This window comes from Pseudoduganella sp. UC29_71 (genome assembly GCF_042693265.1).
Lineage (GTDB): Bacteria > Pseudomonadota > Gammaproteobacteria > Burkholderiales > Burkholderiaceae_D > Rugamonas.
Map to the genome: position 1 here is coordinate 2,767,145 of NZ_CP170549.1, position 12,761 is coordinate 2,779,905.

At 68.8% G+C, this 12,761-nt stretch carries 10 protein-coding genes and 1 pseudogene; 4 read left to right on the top strand and 7 right to left on the bottom strand.

Going from position 1 to position 12,761, the window contains the following annotated elements; all coding sequences use genetic code 11:
* Window positions 1-10: 10 nt before the first annotated feature.
* Entirely contained in the window at window positions 11-1,375 is a 1,365-nt protein-coding gene (locus ACFJI2_RS12015; protein WP_377705221.1) for an MFS transporter, read from the bottom strand.
* Between the two features lie 95 nt (window positions 1,376-1,470).
* Window positions 1,471-3,924, bottom strand: coding sequence for a TonB-dependent receptor domain-containing protein (locus ACFJI2_RS12020; protein ID WP_377705222.1), 2,454 nt, complete (start codon window positions 3,922-3,924; stop codon window positions 1,471-1,473).
* Between the two features lie 180 nt (window positions 3,925-4,104).
* Between ACFJI2_RS12020 and ACFJI2_RS12025 the strand changes: the two genes are divergently transcribed.
* The 3 genes from ACFJI2_RS12025 to ACFJI2_RS12035 are packed head-to-tail and all read left to right on the top strand — an operon-like array spanning window position 4,105 to window position 6,106.
* On the top strand, window positions 4,105-4,686 hold the full coding sequence (locus ACFJI2_RS12025) for an RNA polymerase sigma factor (protein ID WP_377705223.1): 582 nt from the start codon (window positions 4,105-4,107) through the stop codon (window positions 4,684-4,686).
* 11 nt (window positions 4,687-4,697) lie between these two features.
* A complete protein-coding gene (locus ACFJI2_RS12030; RefSeq protein WP_377705224.1) occupies window positions 4,698-5,666 on the top strand; it encodes a FecR family protein in 969 nt (322 codons plus the stop codon).
* Window positions 5,667-5,695: 29 nt separating this feature from the next.
* A complete protein-coding gene (locus ACFJI2_RS12035; RefSeq protein ID WP_377705225.1) occupies window positions 5,696-6,106 on the top strand; it encodes a cupin domain-containing protein in 411 nt (136 codons plus the stop codon).
* Between the two features lie 84 nt (window positions 6,107-6,190).
* On the opposite strand, the gene ACFJI2_RS12040 is transcribed toward ACFJI2_RS12035, so the two are convergent.
* The 4 genes from ACFJI2_RS12040 to ACFJI2_RS12055 form a co-directional block, all read right to left on the bottom strand.
* Window positions 6,191-7,108: an MBL fold metallo-hydrolase gene (locus ACFJI2_RS12040; RefSeq protein WP_377705226.1), complete on the bottom strand. Its 918-nt coding sequence runs from the start codon at window positions 7,106-7,108 to the stop codon at window positions 6,191-6,193.
* 180 nt (window positions 7,109-7,288) lie between these two features.
* Complete coding sequence (locus tag ACFJI2_RS12045; RefSeq protein ID WP_377705227.1) at window positions 7,289-9,268, bottom strand: sialate O-acetylesterase; 1,980 nt, start codon at window positions 9,266-9,268, stop codon at window positions 7,289-7,291.
* A 128-nt stretch (window positions 9,269-9,396) separates the two neighbouring features.
* Window positions 9,397-9,891 (bottom strand): DUF2231 domain-containing protein, encoded by a 495-nt coding sequence (locus tag ACFJI2_RS12050; RefSeq protein WP_377705228.1) that lies wholly within the window; start codon window positions 9,889-9,891, stop codon window positions 9,397-9,399.
* Window positions 9,892-10,008: 117 nt separating this feature from the next.
* Entirely contained in the window at window positions 10,009-10,947 is a 939-nt protein-coding gene (locus tag ACFJI2_RS12055) for a LysR family transcriptional regulator (protein ID WP_377705229.1), read from the bottom strand.
* A 106-nt stretch (window positions 10,948-11,053) separates the two neighbouring features.
* On the opposite strand from ACFJI2_RS12055, the pseudogene ACFJI2_RS12060 reads away from it, so the two are divergent.
* Window positions 11,054-12,021, top strand: a pseudogene (locus ACFJI2_RS12060) (alanine racemase).
* A gap of 102 nt (window positions 12,022-12,123) precedes the next feature.
* Here ACFJI2_RS12060 and ACFJI2_RS12065 read toward each other — a convergent pair.
* Window positions 12,124-12,744 carry an EAL domain-containing protein gene (locus tag ACFJI2_RS12065; protein WP_377705826.1) on the bottom strand — a complete coding sequence of 207 codons (621 nt, stop codon included), beginning with the start codon at window positions 12,742-12,744 and terminating at the stop codon, window positions 12,124-12,126.
* Window positions 12,745-12,761 lie beyond the last annotated feature (17 nt).

A 12,761-nucleotide genomic window follows, 5' to 3' on the forward strand; every position in this document is an offset into this window, starting at 1 on the left:
CTGTGGTGTATCAGGCCTCGCGCTGGGCGAGGCCGGGGTGAATGTGGCGGACGGTGTGCACAAAGGGCTTTTCGGCCCAGCGCATCACCACGGCGGACAGTGCGAACGCCGCGGCGCCCACGCCGGCCATGGATGCCAGCAAGCCATGGGCGCTGCCGTGCAGCAGGTCGGACAGCGCCCCCACCAGCACCGGGCTGAGTGCGGACAGGCCCACGGTGACGCCGGTGCCGACGGCGATCAGCCTGGAACGCAGCAGCGCCGGCGTCATGTCCTGCAGCAGCGTCGGCATCAGCACGCTGCCGGCGATCAGCGCCACCACCTGCATGCCGAACAACAGATACAGGGCGTTGGCGCTGTGGGCGGTGAGCATGAGCAGCGAGGCCAGCGCGGCCAGCACGGCGCCGATGCCGACCACGCGCACCGGCGTGGCCATGCCGGCGCGGCGGCGCAGGGCCTTCACGCCGGCCGCGCCCAGCACCGCGCCGGCCGCCGTGCCCAGCAAATAGGCCAGGCCGATGCCCTGCCCCACCTCCGCCGTGCTGGCGCCGAACACGCGCGCCGCCACGATGGGCGCCCAGTTGACGCTGGCGGCGATGCCCAGCGCCATCAGGCCGGAGCCGCCGAACACGCACAGCATGGTGCGGCCGTGGGCCTGGAAATAGGACGACAGCGCGGCCTCCCCTTGCGCCGCCGGCGCATCGGCGCCGCCGCGCTGCGGGTGCAGGCGTATCAGCAGCACCGCCAGCGCCACCAGCGGGCCTGGCACGGCCACGGCGAGGAAGGCCAGGCGCCAGGACTCCATGGCCTGCAGCACGGGCGGCAGCACCGGCCGCACGCTGTCCAGCGCCTCCACCAGCGCGCCGCTGAGCGACATGCCCAAGCCAGAGCCCAGGATGGCGGCCAGCGTGTAGATGCCGTTGGCGAGCACGCGGCGGCGTTCCGGCACGATTTCGGGTATCAGGCCGTAGACGATGGGGGCCAGCCCGGCCTCGCCTATGCCCAGGCCGATGGCGGCCAGGAACAGGGCCGTGAAGTCGGTAGCCAGGCCACAGGCGGCGGTGGCCGCCGTCCAGACCAGCACGCACACGGCCAGCAAGGTGCGGCGGCCGTAGCGGTCCGCCAGCCAGCCCAGGGGCACGGCGGCCACCCCGGCGAACAGCGTGATGCCGACGCCCTGCAACAGGCCCAGCCTGGTGTCGGACAGCCCCAGGCTGTGCCGCATGGGTTCGGCCAGCAGGGTCAGGATCTGCCGGTCCAATGCGCTGAAAATGGTGGCGACCACCAGCACCAGCAGGCCGTAGCCGGCCAGCAGGCTGTGTGCGGAGGTGGCCTTGGGCTGCGGCGGCGCAGCGAAATGCAAGACGTGAGTGTCCATGAGCGTAGCCCTTAGAAGAAATGGAAAATGGAGCCGGCGGCGCGCTGGCCGCCGGACGCGCGGATGGCGGCGCGCCGGCCGGTGCGGGGCCCGGCCTAGAACGGCACGGTCAGCGTGGCGCCCAGCGTGCGCGAGCGCGCCAGGGACACCCAGACCGGCCCGCCCAGCGCCTGCACGGTGCTGTCGGCCGCGAGCTGGGCGCGCCGGTCGAACAGATTGCGCGCGAACAGCGCCAGGCTCGCGTACTTGAAGTCGATGCCGGCCTGGAGATCGGTCAGCGCGTAGGCCGGCAGGCGATACAGCGGCAGCGCTGCGCTGCCCGCGAAGCCGGCGTTGCGCGCGCCGACGTAGCGCTGCGTCAGGCCCGCGTAGCTGGCGTAGCCGGCCAGCTCGAAGGCATAGCTGGCGCTGACGCTGCCCGACAGGCGCGCGCTGCTGGGCAGGCGCGCGCCGGCGGCGGCGCCCAGGCCGGGCGCGTCCTCGGTAAGGGCGGCGTCGATATAGGCGGCGTTGCCGCCTAAGGTCCAGTGCGCGTCCGGCCGGTAGCCGAGCGTCAGTTCGGCGCCGCGCACGCGCGCCGCGCCCGCGTTGACGATGGCCGAGATGCCGTTGACGGGACGGTACTGCTGCAGGTCCTTCCAGTTCAGGTGGAACGCGGCGGTCTGGATGGAAAAGCGCTTGCCCAGCAGGTCGGCCTTGTAGCCGAGCTCATAGCTGGTGAGCGTATCGGGCCGGAACGACGGCGGGGCGACGGGCGCGCCGCCGTTCGGGTCGCGCAGCACCGCGTTCGGTCCGCCGGGCCGGTAGCCGGTGGCGCCGCGCAGGTAGACGGCGCTGGCCGGCGTCAGGTTGTAGCGCGCCGTGAGCAGCCAGGTGCGGCTGGTGTCGCTGGAACGCGCGTCGATCACTTGCGGGCCGCCCGCCAGCAGCCCGTCGGACTGCTGCGCGTAGTGCTGCTTGTTGTGCGCCACGCGCAGGCCGCCGGTGAGGGACAAGTGCTTGGCCAGCTTCCAGGTCAGGTCGCCGAAGGCGGCCGCCTCGCGGTACTCGGCGGGGATGGCCGTGGTCAGCAGGTCCGGGCCGGGGCCGCCGGCCGGCAAGGTGCTGGCCAGCAGCTGGCGGTTGTTGCTCTTTTCCCGGTTGACGTACACGCCGGCCAGCCATTCGAACTGCCGGTCCGCCTTCGAGGTCAGGCGCAGCTCCTGGGTGCTCTTGTCCAGCGACACCCTGACCGTGCCGGCCGTGCTGCCGATGTCCATGCCGAAGTCCGCCAGCAGCGGCACGTAGCCGGCAGTGGCGTCCGTGACGGCGCTGGAGCGCACCCGCTGGCGCGAGGCGATGGCATTGAGCCGCGCCCAGCCGAAATCGTATTCCAGGTCGGCCGACAGCAGCCCTATCCTGACGCTGTAGGGTTCGGCCGCATACAAGCGGCGGCCCGTCCCGCCTTCGAGCGGCTGGCCGCTGGCCGCGCTGTAGTCCACAAAGTCGGTGCCCTTGCGGGCGATTTCCTGGGCGGTACCGGTCAGCCGCAGCCGGAGCTGGTGGCCCGGCGTGAGCAGCAGCGCCATGCGGGCGCCGTTGGTCTTGCCGCCGTCCGTGTCGCGCCCCGCGGCGGGGCCGACGCTGTCGACGCTGCCGCCGGTGCGGTCGCTGAAGCCGGAGAAGCGCAAGCCTGCCACGTCCTCGCTCAGGGGCACGTTCACCACGCCGCTGACGGTGTGGCTGGCAGCGCCGCCCCGCGTGCCGGCGCCATTGAAGGCCACCTTGCCGGAAAACTCGTGGGTGTCCGGTTCATTGGTGACGTATTTGAGCAGGCCGCCCATGGCGCTGGCGCCGTACAGCGTACCCTGCGGCCCGCGCAGCAGCTCGATGCGGTTCAGGTCCAGCAGGGCCATGTCCAGCGCCATCTGCGCGCCGTTGGCCGTGGCCGTGCTGGAGCCGAAGGCCACCTCGTCGATGTAGACGCCGACGGTGGAGATGGTCTGCGTGCCCGTGCTCACGCCCCGTATGGTGAGCGTGCCGATGCCGGGGCCGCCGGTGCTTTTCACGTCGACCCCGGCCTCGTTGCCCAGGTAGTCCTGCAAGGTCTTGGCTCCGGCGCGGCTCAGCTTCTCGGTCGGCAGGCTGGCCACCTGCATCGGCACTTCGCGCGCCGGCTCGCGGCGCCGGGTGGCGCTCACCACCACGGTGCCCATGGCCGGTGCCTCATTGTCGGCGCTTTTGTCCGGCTTGGGCGGCGGGGGCGGCGTCTCGATAAAAATCACCAGTGCGCCGGACACGTCGCGCCGCACCGACAGCGGCGTGCCATCCAGCAGCTGGCGCAAGGCCTCTTCGGAGGACGCGGCGCGCTTGAGTCCCTTGGTGCTGCGGCCCTTCACGTCGTCCACCTTGTAGATCAGCTGCGTGCCGGACTGCGCGGCGTAGGCATCCAGCGCGCCTTTCAGCTCGCCGCCGGCAATATCGAAACTGCGGACCTGGGCCTGCACGCCGGCGCTCCATGCCATCGCCATCCCCACGGCCAAAACTTTCAGACTGGTTTTCGGGTTCATTGTTCTCTTTCTGGTTTTTGGTGTCTCTGCCAAACTAAGACGAAGGCGGTAGGCCGATCCGGTACGGGAATGCCGTTTTTTATCACGAAAATATTTTTTTCCTGCGCATACCGGATTTGCCGCGCGGCTTCGTCTTACGATATAGGGAGTTGGCTGAGAAGTAATAGACGAGGGGTCCGATTGAGACATGACGATGAATTGAGCGCCTGGTTCGTGGAGCAGGTCCTTCCGCTGGAAGGCGTGCTGGAACGCTATCTGCGCCGCAATTGGCGCGATGCGGGCGAGATCGCGGACCTGCGGCAGGAGGTCTATGCGCGCGTGTACGACGGCTGCGCCCAGCGCCGCCCCGAATCGGCGCAGGCCTTCGTGCTGTCGACGGCGCGCAACCTGCTGATCGACCGCGCCCGCCGCGCGCAGATCGTGTCGATCGAAACCTTCGCCGACATGGACACGCTGGCCCCCACCATCGACGAACTGAGTCCCGAACGCCACCTGAGCGCGCGCAGCGAACTGCGCCTGCTGCAGCTGGCCCTGAACCTGCTGCCCGCCCGCTGCCGGGAGGTGGTGGAGCTGCGCAAGATCGAGGGCCTGTCGCAGCGCGAGGTGGCCTCGCGCATGGGCATTACCGAAGACACGGTGGAGCGCCAGGTCTCCAAGGGCGTGCGCGCGCTGGCGCTGGCGCTGCAGGCGGCCGGACTGGGCGGCACTGCCGCCGCGCCGCGCGCCGGCAGCGGCCCGCGCAAGGGAGGAACTTTACAATGAAGAGAAATGAATTGACGCATACCGAAGCACTGGCTGCCGACTGGATCGCCGAACGCGACCGCAGCGACGGCACTCTGCCCCCCGAGCGCCAGCAAGCGCTGGACGCGTGGCTGGACGCCTCGACCGCGCACCGCGTCGCCTTCCTGCGCCTGGATAACGCCTGGCGCCGTGCCGACCGCCTGCAGGCGCTGCACGTCCCGCGCGCCGCCCAGGCGCCGCAGCCGCCACGGCGCAGCTGCCTGGCGTGGCTGGCGCGCCCCGCAGTCTACCGTGCGGCCGCCGGCATCAGCCTGGCCGTGCTGGCGGCGGTACTGGTGACGGATTTCCGGCAGCCGCAAGCGACGCAGAACCACGCCACCGCGCGCGGCCAGCGCGAGATGGTGGCCCTGGCCGACGGCTCGCGCCTGACGCTCAACACCGCCACCCAGCTGCGCACGGCCGTCACGCCGCAGGCGCGCGAAGTATGGCTGGACCAGGGCGAGGCGTTTTTCGACATCGCCCACGACGCGCGGCGGCCTTTCGTGGTGCACGCCGGACGGCAGACGGTGACGGTACTGGGTACCAAGTTTTCGCTGTACCGCGAAGGCGACAAGCTGCGCGTGGCCGTGCTGGAAGGCCGGGTGCAGGTAAAGGCCCCGCGCGGCACCCCGACCGTGCTGACCCGCGACGACGCCGCTTTGGCGGACGCCGGCAACGTGCTGGTGACGAAGAAGTCCCCGCAGCAGCTGAACGCCAGCCTGGGCTGGCTGCAGGGCAAACTGGTATTCGACCAGGTGAGCCTGGCCGAGGCGGCGCGGCAGTTCAACCGCTATGGCCGCAAGCAGCTGGTGATCGAGGACGACGCCGCCGCGCGCATCGTGATCGGCGGGGTGTTCGACGCGGACAATGTGGAAGCCTTCACGCGCCTGCTGCACGCCGGCTTTGGACTGAACGTAAAGGTAGACGGGAACGAGATCCGGGTCGCCAGCCCGGCCTCCTGAGGCGCGGGCCGGGCTGCGCATGTAAAATCATGCATCCTCCCAATTTCCGCCTGTCCGCCATGCCTGCCACGCCCGCCAAGCCTGCCATTACCGACTTCAGCGCCCAGAGCCCGCTGCCCGAATACGACCACCCGCGCGCGGAGCGCCGCCTGAACGGCAACCCCGCGCGCACCACCTGGAACCACTTCACCAGCGCGGGCGGCGACATGTGCGCCGGCGTCTGGGCCTGCGAAGTGGGCAGCTGGCGCATCGCCTTCAGCGAGGGCAAGGACGAGTTCTTCTTCGTCACGGAAGGCCGCTGCCGCCTGATCGACGAGCACGGCCACGCGGTCGAAGCCGGCCCCGGCTCGGCGCTGGTGATACCGGCCGGCTTCCAGGGCGTGTTCGAGGTGCTCGAACCGGTGAAGAAGCATTACGTCATCGTGGACCGCCAGGCCTGACCTGTCAGGAGTAGGCCTTTTTTCTCACGCTCCAAAGGGCCATGGCTCCCTAACGGAGCCATGGCCCAACTTGCGGAATGGCGGTCAGAAATCCCAGATGACCGGCACCCAGCGGAAGGCGTCGCCGTCGGCTGCCACGCGGCCGACCGAGGGGAACGGCAGGTGGCTGGCGACCAGCAAGCCGCCGGTCTCCGCCAGTTCGCGGAACAGGCCCAGGCGCACCTTGGCCGATTCCACCGGGTCGTGCTCGAAACCGTTGTGCCAGTCGGGATGGTCGAAGCCGACCGGGAACATGGCGTCGCCGGCGAACATCAGGCGCTCGCCTCCGGATGCCAGGTCCACCACGCTATGGCCCGGGGTGTGGCCGCCGGTGAGGCGGACCACCACGCCCGGCGCAACCTCATACTTGTCCTTGAAGATGCGCAGCTTGTCGCGGTATTCCTCCAGGAAGCGCGTGGCCGTGGTGCGCAGCACGTTCGGTACCGGCGTAGGCATGGTCGTGCGGGAGAAGTCGGGCGTGCCCCAGAACTCGACTTCGGCAGCGGCCACGTGGATGCGCACGTTGGGATTGAGGCGCTGCTTCACGTCCTCCACCAGCAGCCCGCCCACATGGTCCATGTGCATGTGGGTGATGATCACGTCGGTCACCGAGGCCAGGCTGATGCCGGCCGACTCCAGGCGCTGCGGGAACTGGCCGGCGCGGGGGAAGCCGGCGTACTGTCCGCCCAGGCCTGCGTCCACCAGGATGGTCTGCTCGCCGCTGCGCACCACCAGCACGTTCAGCGGCCAGTCGAATGCTTCCTGCGGCATGAACATATGGTCCAGCCAGGCCGACAAGTCGGCCGGCGCGGCATTGGTGGCCATGGTCGAGGTAGGCAGCGGCAGCACGCCGTCGCTGACGACCAGCACGTCGAGCTCGCCGAGCTGCAGGGCGTACCGGGACGGCACCAGTTCGCTGGGCTTCTGCGTACCCTGGGCCAGGGTGTTATCGATGGCAAACATATTGAGACCTCCAAAAAAGACTGCCCGGTCGCCCGGGCCGAACCAGTCGGGCGACTGGCAGCAAGTGGTAGGTCTCATCGTAGAGATGAAGGGGGCGAGGCGGTAGGCATGCGCAGGGGCTCACTATGGTGCCTGAAACGCACCAACGCCGCCGTAGCACGCCAGCCTCGTAGCGCCAGCCTATTTGATGGCCATCTCGAACGGTGCCGCAGGCAGGTCTTCGGCGCTGAAGAGGTTCACGTAGGGCGCGTCCGCCCAGGCATAACGCACATGCGTGGCGCCGGGCTGGTTGGCGCCCTTCAGCGTCACCGTGTCGCCTTGCGCCAGCGCCGGCGCGTACTGGCAAAGCGCGCCGGTGCAGGTTTCAAAACCGATCGCCTGGCCGGCGCTATAGCTGCGCAAGCCGCCGCCGGCATTCCTGAACTTGACCACCAGGTCGTCCCCCGCGCGCGTCACCTCCGCAGCCTCCGGCCCGCCTGGCGCAATCGCTTCGCCGTAGGCCAGCGCGCGGGCCGCGCGGGCCAGCCGCTCGCCGACCACCGCCTTCTGGGCGGGGTGGACGTCGGTGCGGTCGCCCACGTCGATGGAGACCACCAGCGCCGCGTGACGGTCGTTGCGCACGACCCTGGCCTGTGCTTCCCGCAGCTGCGCCCAGTTGGACGGACCGGGATTGGTGGCGACCGATCCGAACGCGGACAGCTGCACTACCAGGAAAGGCAATTCCGGCTGCCCGAAGGTCTTGCGCCAGTCCGCCATCAGCAGCGCCAGCAGCGTCTCGTACTCTTGCGGCGCGCCGGTGTTGGACTCGCCCTGGTACCACGCCGCCAGCTTGAATTTGTAGCCGGCCAGCGGCGCGATCATTGCGTTGTGGAGGTTAGCCAGGCTGGTCGGAACGTCCCATGGCGCCGGCAGAATCGACAAGCCCCTGGCGCGCAGGCCCGGCTGGTACTTCCATGGTCCGGACAAGGCGATGACCTGGCCGTCGGCGGTCCTGATGCCGCGCTGCTCCGGCTGGCCGGTGAGCCCGCCGCCGGCGCCGCCGCCAAGCACATGCACGGCGATGACATTGCGGCCGGCCTTGAACACGCCGCGCGGCACGGCGTAGTCCCGCCACACCCAGGCGGTGCTGCCGCCGCCGACGCGCACGCCGTTGACCCATGTGCTGTCATACGTGTCGATGGGGCCGAGCTGGACCGCATTGGCTGCCTGCGCCTGCGCCTCGCCCAGCACGACGCTGGTGCGGAACCAGGCGGCGCCGTCGAAGTCCGCCAGCGCGGCGATGCCGGCGTCTTTCCACGATCCCTTCGGTGTCATGCTTGGCCATGCCGAGTCGTCGAACGCCGGTGAACTCCAGGCGCGCTGCGCCTTGGCCTGCGGATCGTGCGCGTCCCACCACTGTTCGTGGCGGCGCGCTTCGTCCGCCATCGCCCGGGACGGCGTGGACGCCATGTCCGCCAGCGCCGCGATGCCCTTGGCGTAGGCGGGCAGCGTTTTCAGCGACGAAGCGCCGATCCAGCCCTGTATGGTGGTGCCGCCCCAGCTCGAGCTGATGAAGCCGACCGCCACCTTCTGGCGCTGCTGCAGCGCGCGCGCCATGTAGTAGCAGGCCGCCGACGCTTCGCCGGCGGTCTTCGGCGAGATCACTTTCCATTCCACCGGGCGCTTCAGGTCGTGCTGGACGGCCGCCTCGCTGACAAGCTGCACATTGACGAAGCGCAGGTCCGGATTGGCGGGGAAGTCGGACCAGGCGCCGGTCGAGAGCCGGGCCGGGTAGGCCATGTTCGACTGGCCGCTGCACAGGTAGACGTCGCCGATCATGATGTCGCTGCGCGTGCTTTCCGCTGCGGCGCCGCTGCCGGCAGCGGCAACGGACAAGGTATGCGGCCCGCCGGCCGCCATCGCGGGCAGCGCCGCGCGCCATCGGCCATCGGCATCGGCGCGGCCCTCGACCGCCTTGCCGGCCAGGCGCACCGTCACGACCTGACCGGGGCTGGCAGTGCCCCACACGCTCAGCGGCTCGCCGCGCTGCAGGACGGCATGGTCGCTGAAGATGGCCGCAAAAGCCGGCGCCGCCGGCTGCGCGAGCACCGGCGCGGGGAAAGACGAGGCAAACAGCAAGGCTGCCATGCCGGCAAGCGGGCCGGGAGAGGAAGTTTTCATTGCGTACCGGATCAAAGAATATTCGCGAGGAAGAAGTGTGCCGCATTTTCATCCCTGGAACAGTCCAATCCGATAATAAAAAATACCATCCCGGCTTACGTTTTTCGCTACCTCATGGTACGCGCCTCCTAAACGCTCACGCGGCGTTCCGCATGGCGCCGTTCCGGCGAGCGCGTCGGGGCGGTCACGGGTTCAGGCGGATTCACCACCCCTACCCCATGCACGTGCACCATTTTTCCGCCCAGCCAGCCGGACACGCCGAGCAAGCCCACCGCCACGACGGACAGCCACTGTGGCGTGAAGTCAGCGGTCGAGCGCGTGCGCAGCCACAGGCTCACGCCAAACACCACCAGCACGCACAGGTTGATGCTCATATGCGTAATCGCCAAGCGCTTCAAGGCCGGGGGCAGCGACAGCAGATCGATAAACCCGGGAATGGCCGCCACCAGGGCGCCCGCCAGGCCGCCCGCCAAGGTGTAGAACGCCACGACGGACCAGGTCTCTCCCTGCCCGCCGAAAACGTAAACCAAGTCGCAAATCAATGAAAAGATCCACAGACCGATCGGGATTGTAACGAGCATCGGATGAACCGGATGCTTGGCAATGCTTGCAGGCGTCTGCATATCACCTCCTTTTGCTCTCGACAGTACACTCGCGCATCCATGCGCCCCTTATAGAGACACTATAAGCGAGCAAATTGGGCGTTTCAATTCTTCGATTCCATTGGTGTTCGGCCTCGCTTACGCGGGCCCGGGAGACACGCCAGCGCCGCGGTCGGCGCGCCAGGGCGGGAGCGGGGCGAAGCGCGCCCGGACAAAGTCGAGGAAGGCGCGCGCCCGCGCCGGCACACGCTTGCGCTGCGGCACCAGGGCCACGATGTCGGCCGGCGGCATCGACCACGCGGGCAATACCTGGACCAGTTTGCCGGACCGAATGAAATCGGCGACATCCCACTCCGAGCGCATGGCGATCCCCTTGCCGCCTATGGCCCAATCGCGCACCACCTCGCCGTCGTTGCAACTGAGCGCCGGTGCAATCCGCACGCAGCGCGCCGCCTTGCCGCGCGTTAGCCGCCAAAGGCTGACGTCCTCATTGCTTTCGTTCAGCGTAATGCAGTCGTGATGGGCAAGATCATCCGGATCGGCGGGGACGCCGCGTGCGCGCAGGTATGCCGGCGATGCGCACAGCAGCCTGCGGTTGGACGCAATCGGATGCCTGACCATGCTCGAATCGCGCAGCTCGCCAATGAAGAACACGATGTCCGAGGCATTGCGGCCTTGCGCCTGCAGCCTGTCGAACAAGGACAAGGATACCTTCAGGCCCGGATGGGCCGCATGGAACTCGCCGATCAGCGGCGCCAGGTAACGCCGCCCGAATCCAAAAGGCGCCTCCACCTGCAAATGGCCGGCAATCTGCCCGCTGCGCGCTTTCAGCAGGTCGAATAACTCGTCGGTGTCGGCGCAGATGGCAGCGCCTTTCTCGTGCAGCAGCTCGCCCTCGCCGGTCAGCCGCAACTGGCGGTAGGAGCGGTCCACCAGCACCACGCCGTAGCGCTTCTCCATCTGCTGCAGGCGCTGGGTCACCGCCGAAGGCGTGACGTTCATGCCGCGCGCCGTGGCCGCCATGCTGCCGGCCTTTACGAGGTGCTGGACAAAGCGGATGTCATCCAGATCAATCATTAAGTGCAGCTTAAATTAAGTCTTAGTCCTATTTAACCATATTAAACACTTGAAACGCCATAATTCTCCGCAGAAAACACAAGCCATCCAGACAAGGAGCAGTCTCATGATGCAATCGACAGCGACCGCCGCCGGGACCGCGTTGGAAACCCCGGCGCTGATCCTGGACGCGAACAAAATGGAGGCCAACATCGCCCGCATGCGCGCCCAGTTGGGCAGGCACCGCGTGACGTTCAGGCCTCACGACAAAACCAGCAAGTCGGTCGACGTCGTGCGCCGGATGCTGGACGCGCCGCGCGGGCCGATCAGGCCGCCCTGCCCTCCGCCATGATCGAGATCGATTCGGACGGCCACCGTTCCGGCGTGCCGCCTGGCTCGCCGGCGCTGGGCGGCATCGCCGGCCGCCTGCGCGGCGGTGGCATTGCGCTCAGGGGCGTGCCCACGCACGCCGGCAGTTCCTATGACTGCCGCTCGCCGGAAGAGATTGTCCGCGTGGCACGGCAGGAACGCGACGCGGCCGTGGAATGTGCGCTGCAACTGCGGGCGCTGGGCCACGTTTGTCCGGAAGTGTCGGTCGGTTCCACCCCCACCGCCCAGTTCGCCGAGGACCTGGGCGGCGTGACGGAGGTGCGCGCCGGCGTGTTCGCCTTCGGCGACCTGGTGATGAGCGGCATCGGCGTGACGCAGCCCGGCCGGATCGCCCTCTCGGTGCTGGCCACCGTGGTGGGACACCAGCACGACAAGGGATGGACCATCATCGACGCCGGCTGGATGGCGCTGTCGCGCGACCGCGGCACCGCCCGGCAAGCACTGGACCAGGGCTACGGCATGGTTTGCGACGCGCTCGGCGAGCCGCTGGACGACATTATCGTGATCGACGCCAACCAGGAACACGGCATCGTCGCCCACCGCTCCGGCGCCCCCGGCCGCATGCCGCGCCTGCCGGTCGGCGCGCTCGTGCGCATCTTGCACAACCATGCCTGCGCCACGGCCGCCCGGCACGACAAGTATGTCGTAATCAATGGCGCCGACTCGCGCATCCAGGCCGTATGGCCGCGCCTCCAGGGCTGGTGATGCCCATCCCCGTTCCGCCGCCAAACCGGCGTTGCTACGCCCGCCGGCCGGGCGCGCTGTCGCGGCACCAGGGCCGCCGGAACCTGAGCAGGCCTGGCCCGCTCATTGGCCGCCGCACGAGCGCGGCTGGGCTGGGGCGCTGTCGCGCCGCAGGGGCAGCACGAAGGACTGGTCTATCTTCAGCGCGTCCACCGGCAGTTTCTGCAGGTAACTCAAGCTTGAGTAGCCGGTGCCGTAGTCGTCGATATACAGCTCGACATCGAATTCCTTCAGGCGCCGCAAGGTCGCCAGCGCGGCGGCCGGGTCTTCCATCAGGCCGCTTTCGGTCAGCTCGAACTCGATTCGCCCCGGCGCGATGCCCCAGGTTGAATACATGCCGCCGATGCGGTCGATAGAGCCGGGGTCGTACAAGTCGTGGGCCGACAGGTTGACCGCCAGCACGCGCTCCAGCCCCGCCTCCTGCCAGGCGTATTCCGGCCCGGCATAGCCGGGATCGGTGAGCAGGTTGCGGGCGACGCTGGGCCGGCCCGAACGGATGGCCGTGGCGAGCGTGCCATTGCCCATGCCTGTACCATGGTCGGCCCAGGCGAGCCGCTGCGCGCGAAGAAAGTCCAGGTCGGCGCCCACGCTGGTCATCCAGCGCATGCTCTTCTCGTCGTCGTGCCCGGCGTAGCCGACCGCAGCGAGCCGAAAGCCGCCCAGCTCCACGATCACCCGGCACATATCGTGCAATAGCGTCG

What these genes read in the sequence shown, in the direction of transcription:
- ACFJI2_RS12065 (WP_377705826.1), bottom strand. Translation starts at nt 12,744, where the DNA reads ATGTGCCGGGTGATCGTGGAGCTGGGCGGCTTTCGGCTCGCTGCGGTC.
- ACFJI2_RS12020 (WP_377705222.1), bottom strand. Translation starts at nt 3,924, where the DNA reads ATGAACCCGAAAACCAGTCTGAAAGTTTTGGCCGTGGGGATGGCGATG.
- ACFJI2_RS12015 (WP_377705221.1), bottom strand. Translation starts at nt 1,375, where the DNA reads ATGGACACTCACGTCTTGCATTTCGCTGCGCCGCCGCAGCCCAAGGCC.
- ACFJI2_RS12045 (WP_377705227.1), bottom strand. Translation starts at nt 9,268, where the DNA reads ATGAAAACTTCCTCTCCCGGCCCGCTTGCCGGCATGGCAGCCTTGCTG.
- ACFJI2_RS12040 (WP_377705226.1), bottom strand. Translation starts at nt 7,108, where the DNA reads ATGTTTGCCATCGATAACACCCTGGCCCAGGGTACGCAGAAGCCCAGC.
- ACFJI2_RS12035 (WP_377705225.1), top strand. Translation starts at nt 5,696, where the DNA reads ATGCATCCTCCCAATTTCCGCCTGTCCGCCATGCCTGCCACGCCCGCC.
- ACFJI2_RS12050 (WP_377705228.1), bottom strand. Translation starts at nt 9,891, where the DNA reads ATGCAGACGCCTGCAAGCATTGCCAAGCATCCGGTTCATCCGATGCTC.
- ACFJI2_RS12055 (WP_377705229.1), bottom strand. Translation starts at nt 10,947, where the DNA reads ATGATTGATCTGGATGACATCCGCTTTGTCCAGCACCTCGTAAAGGCC.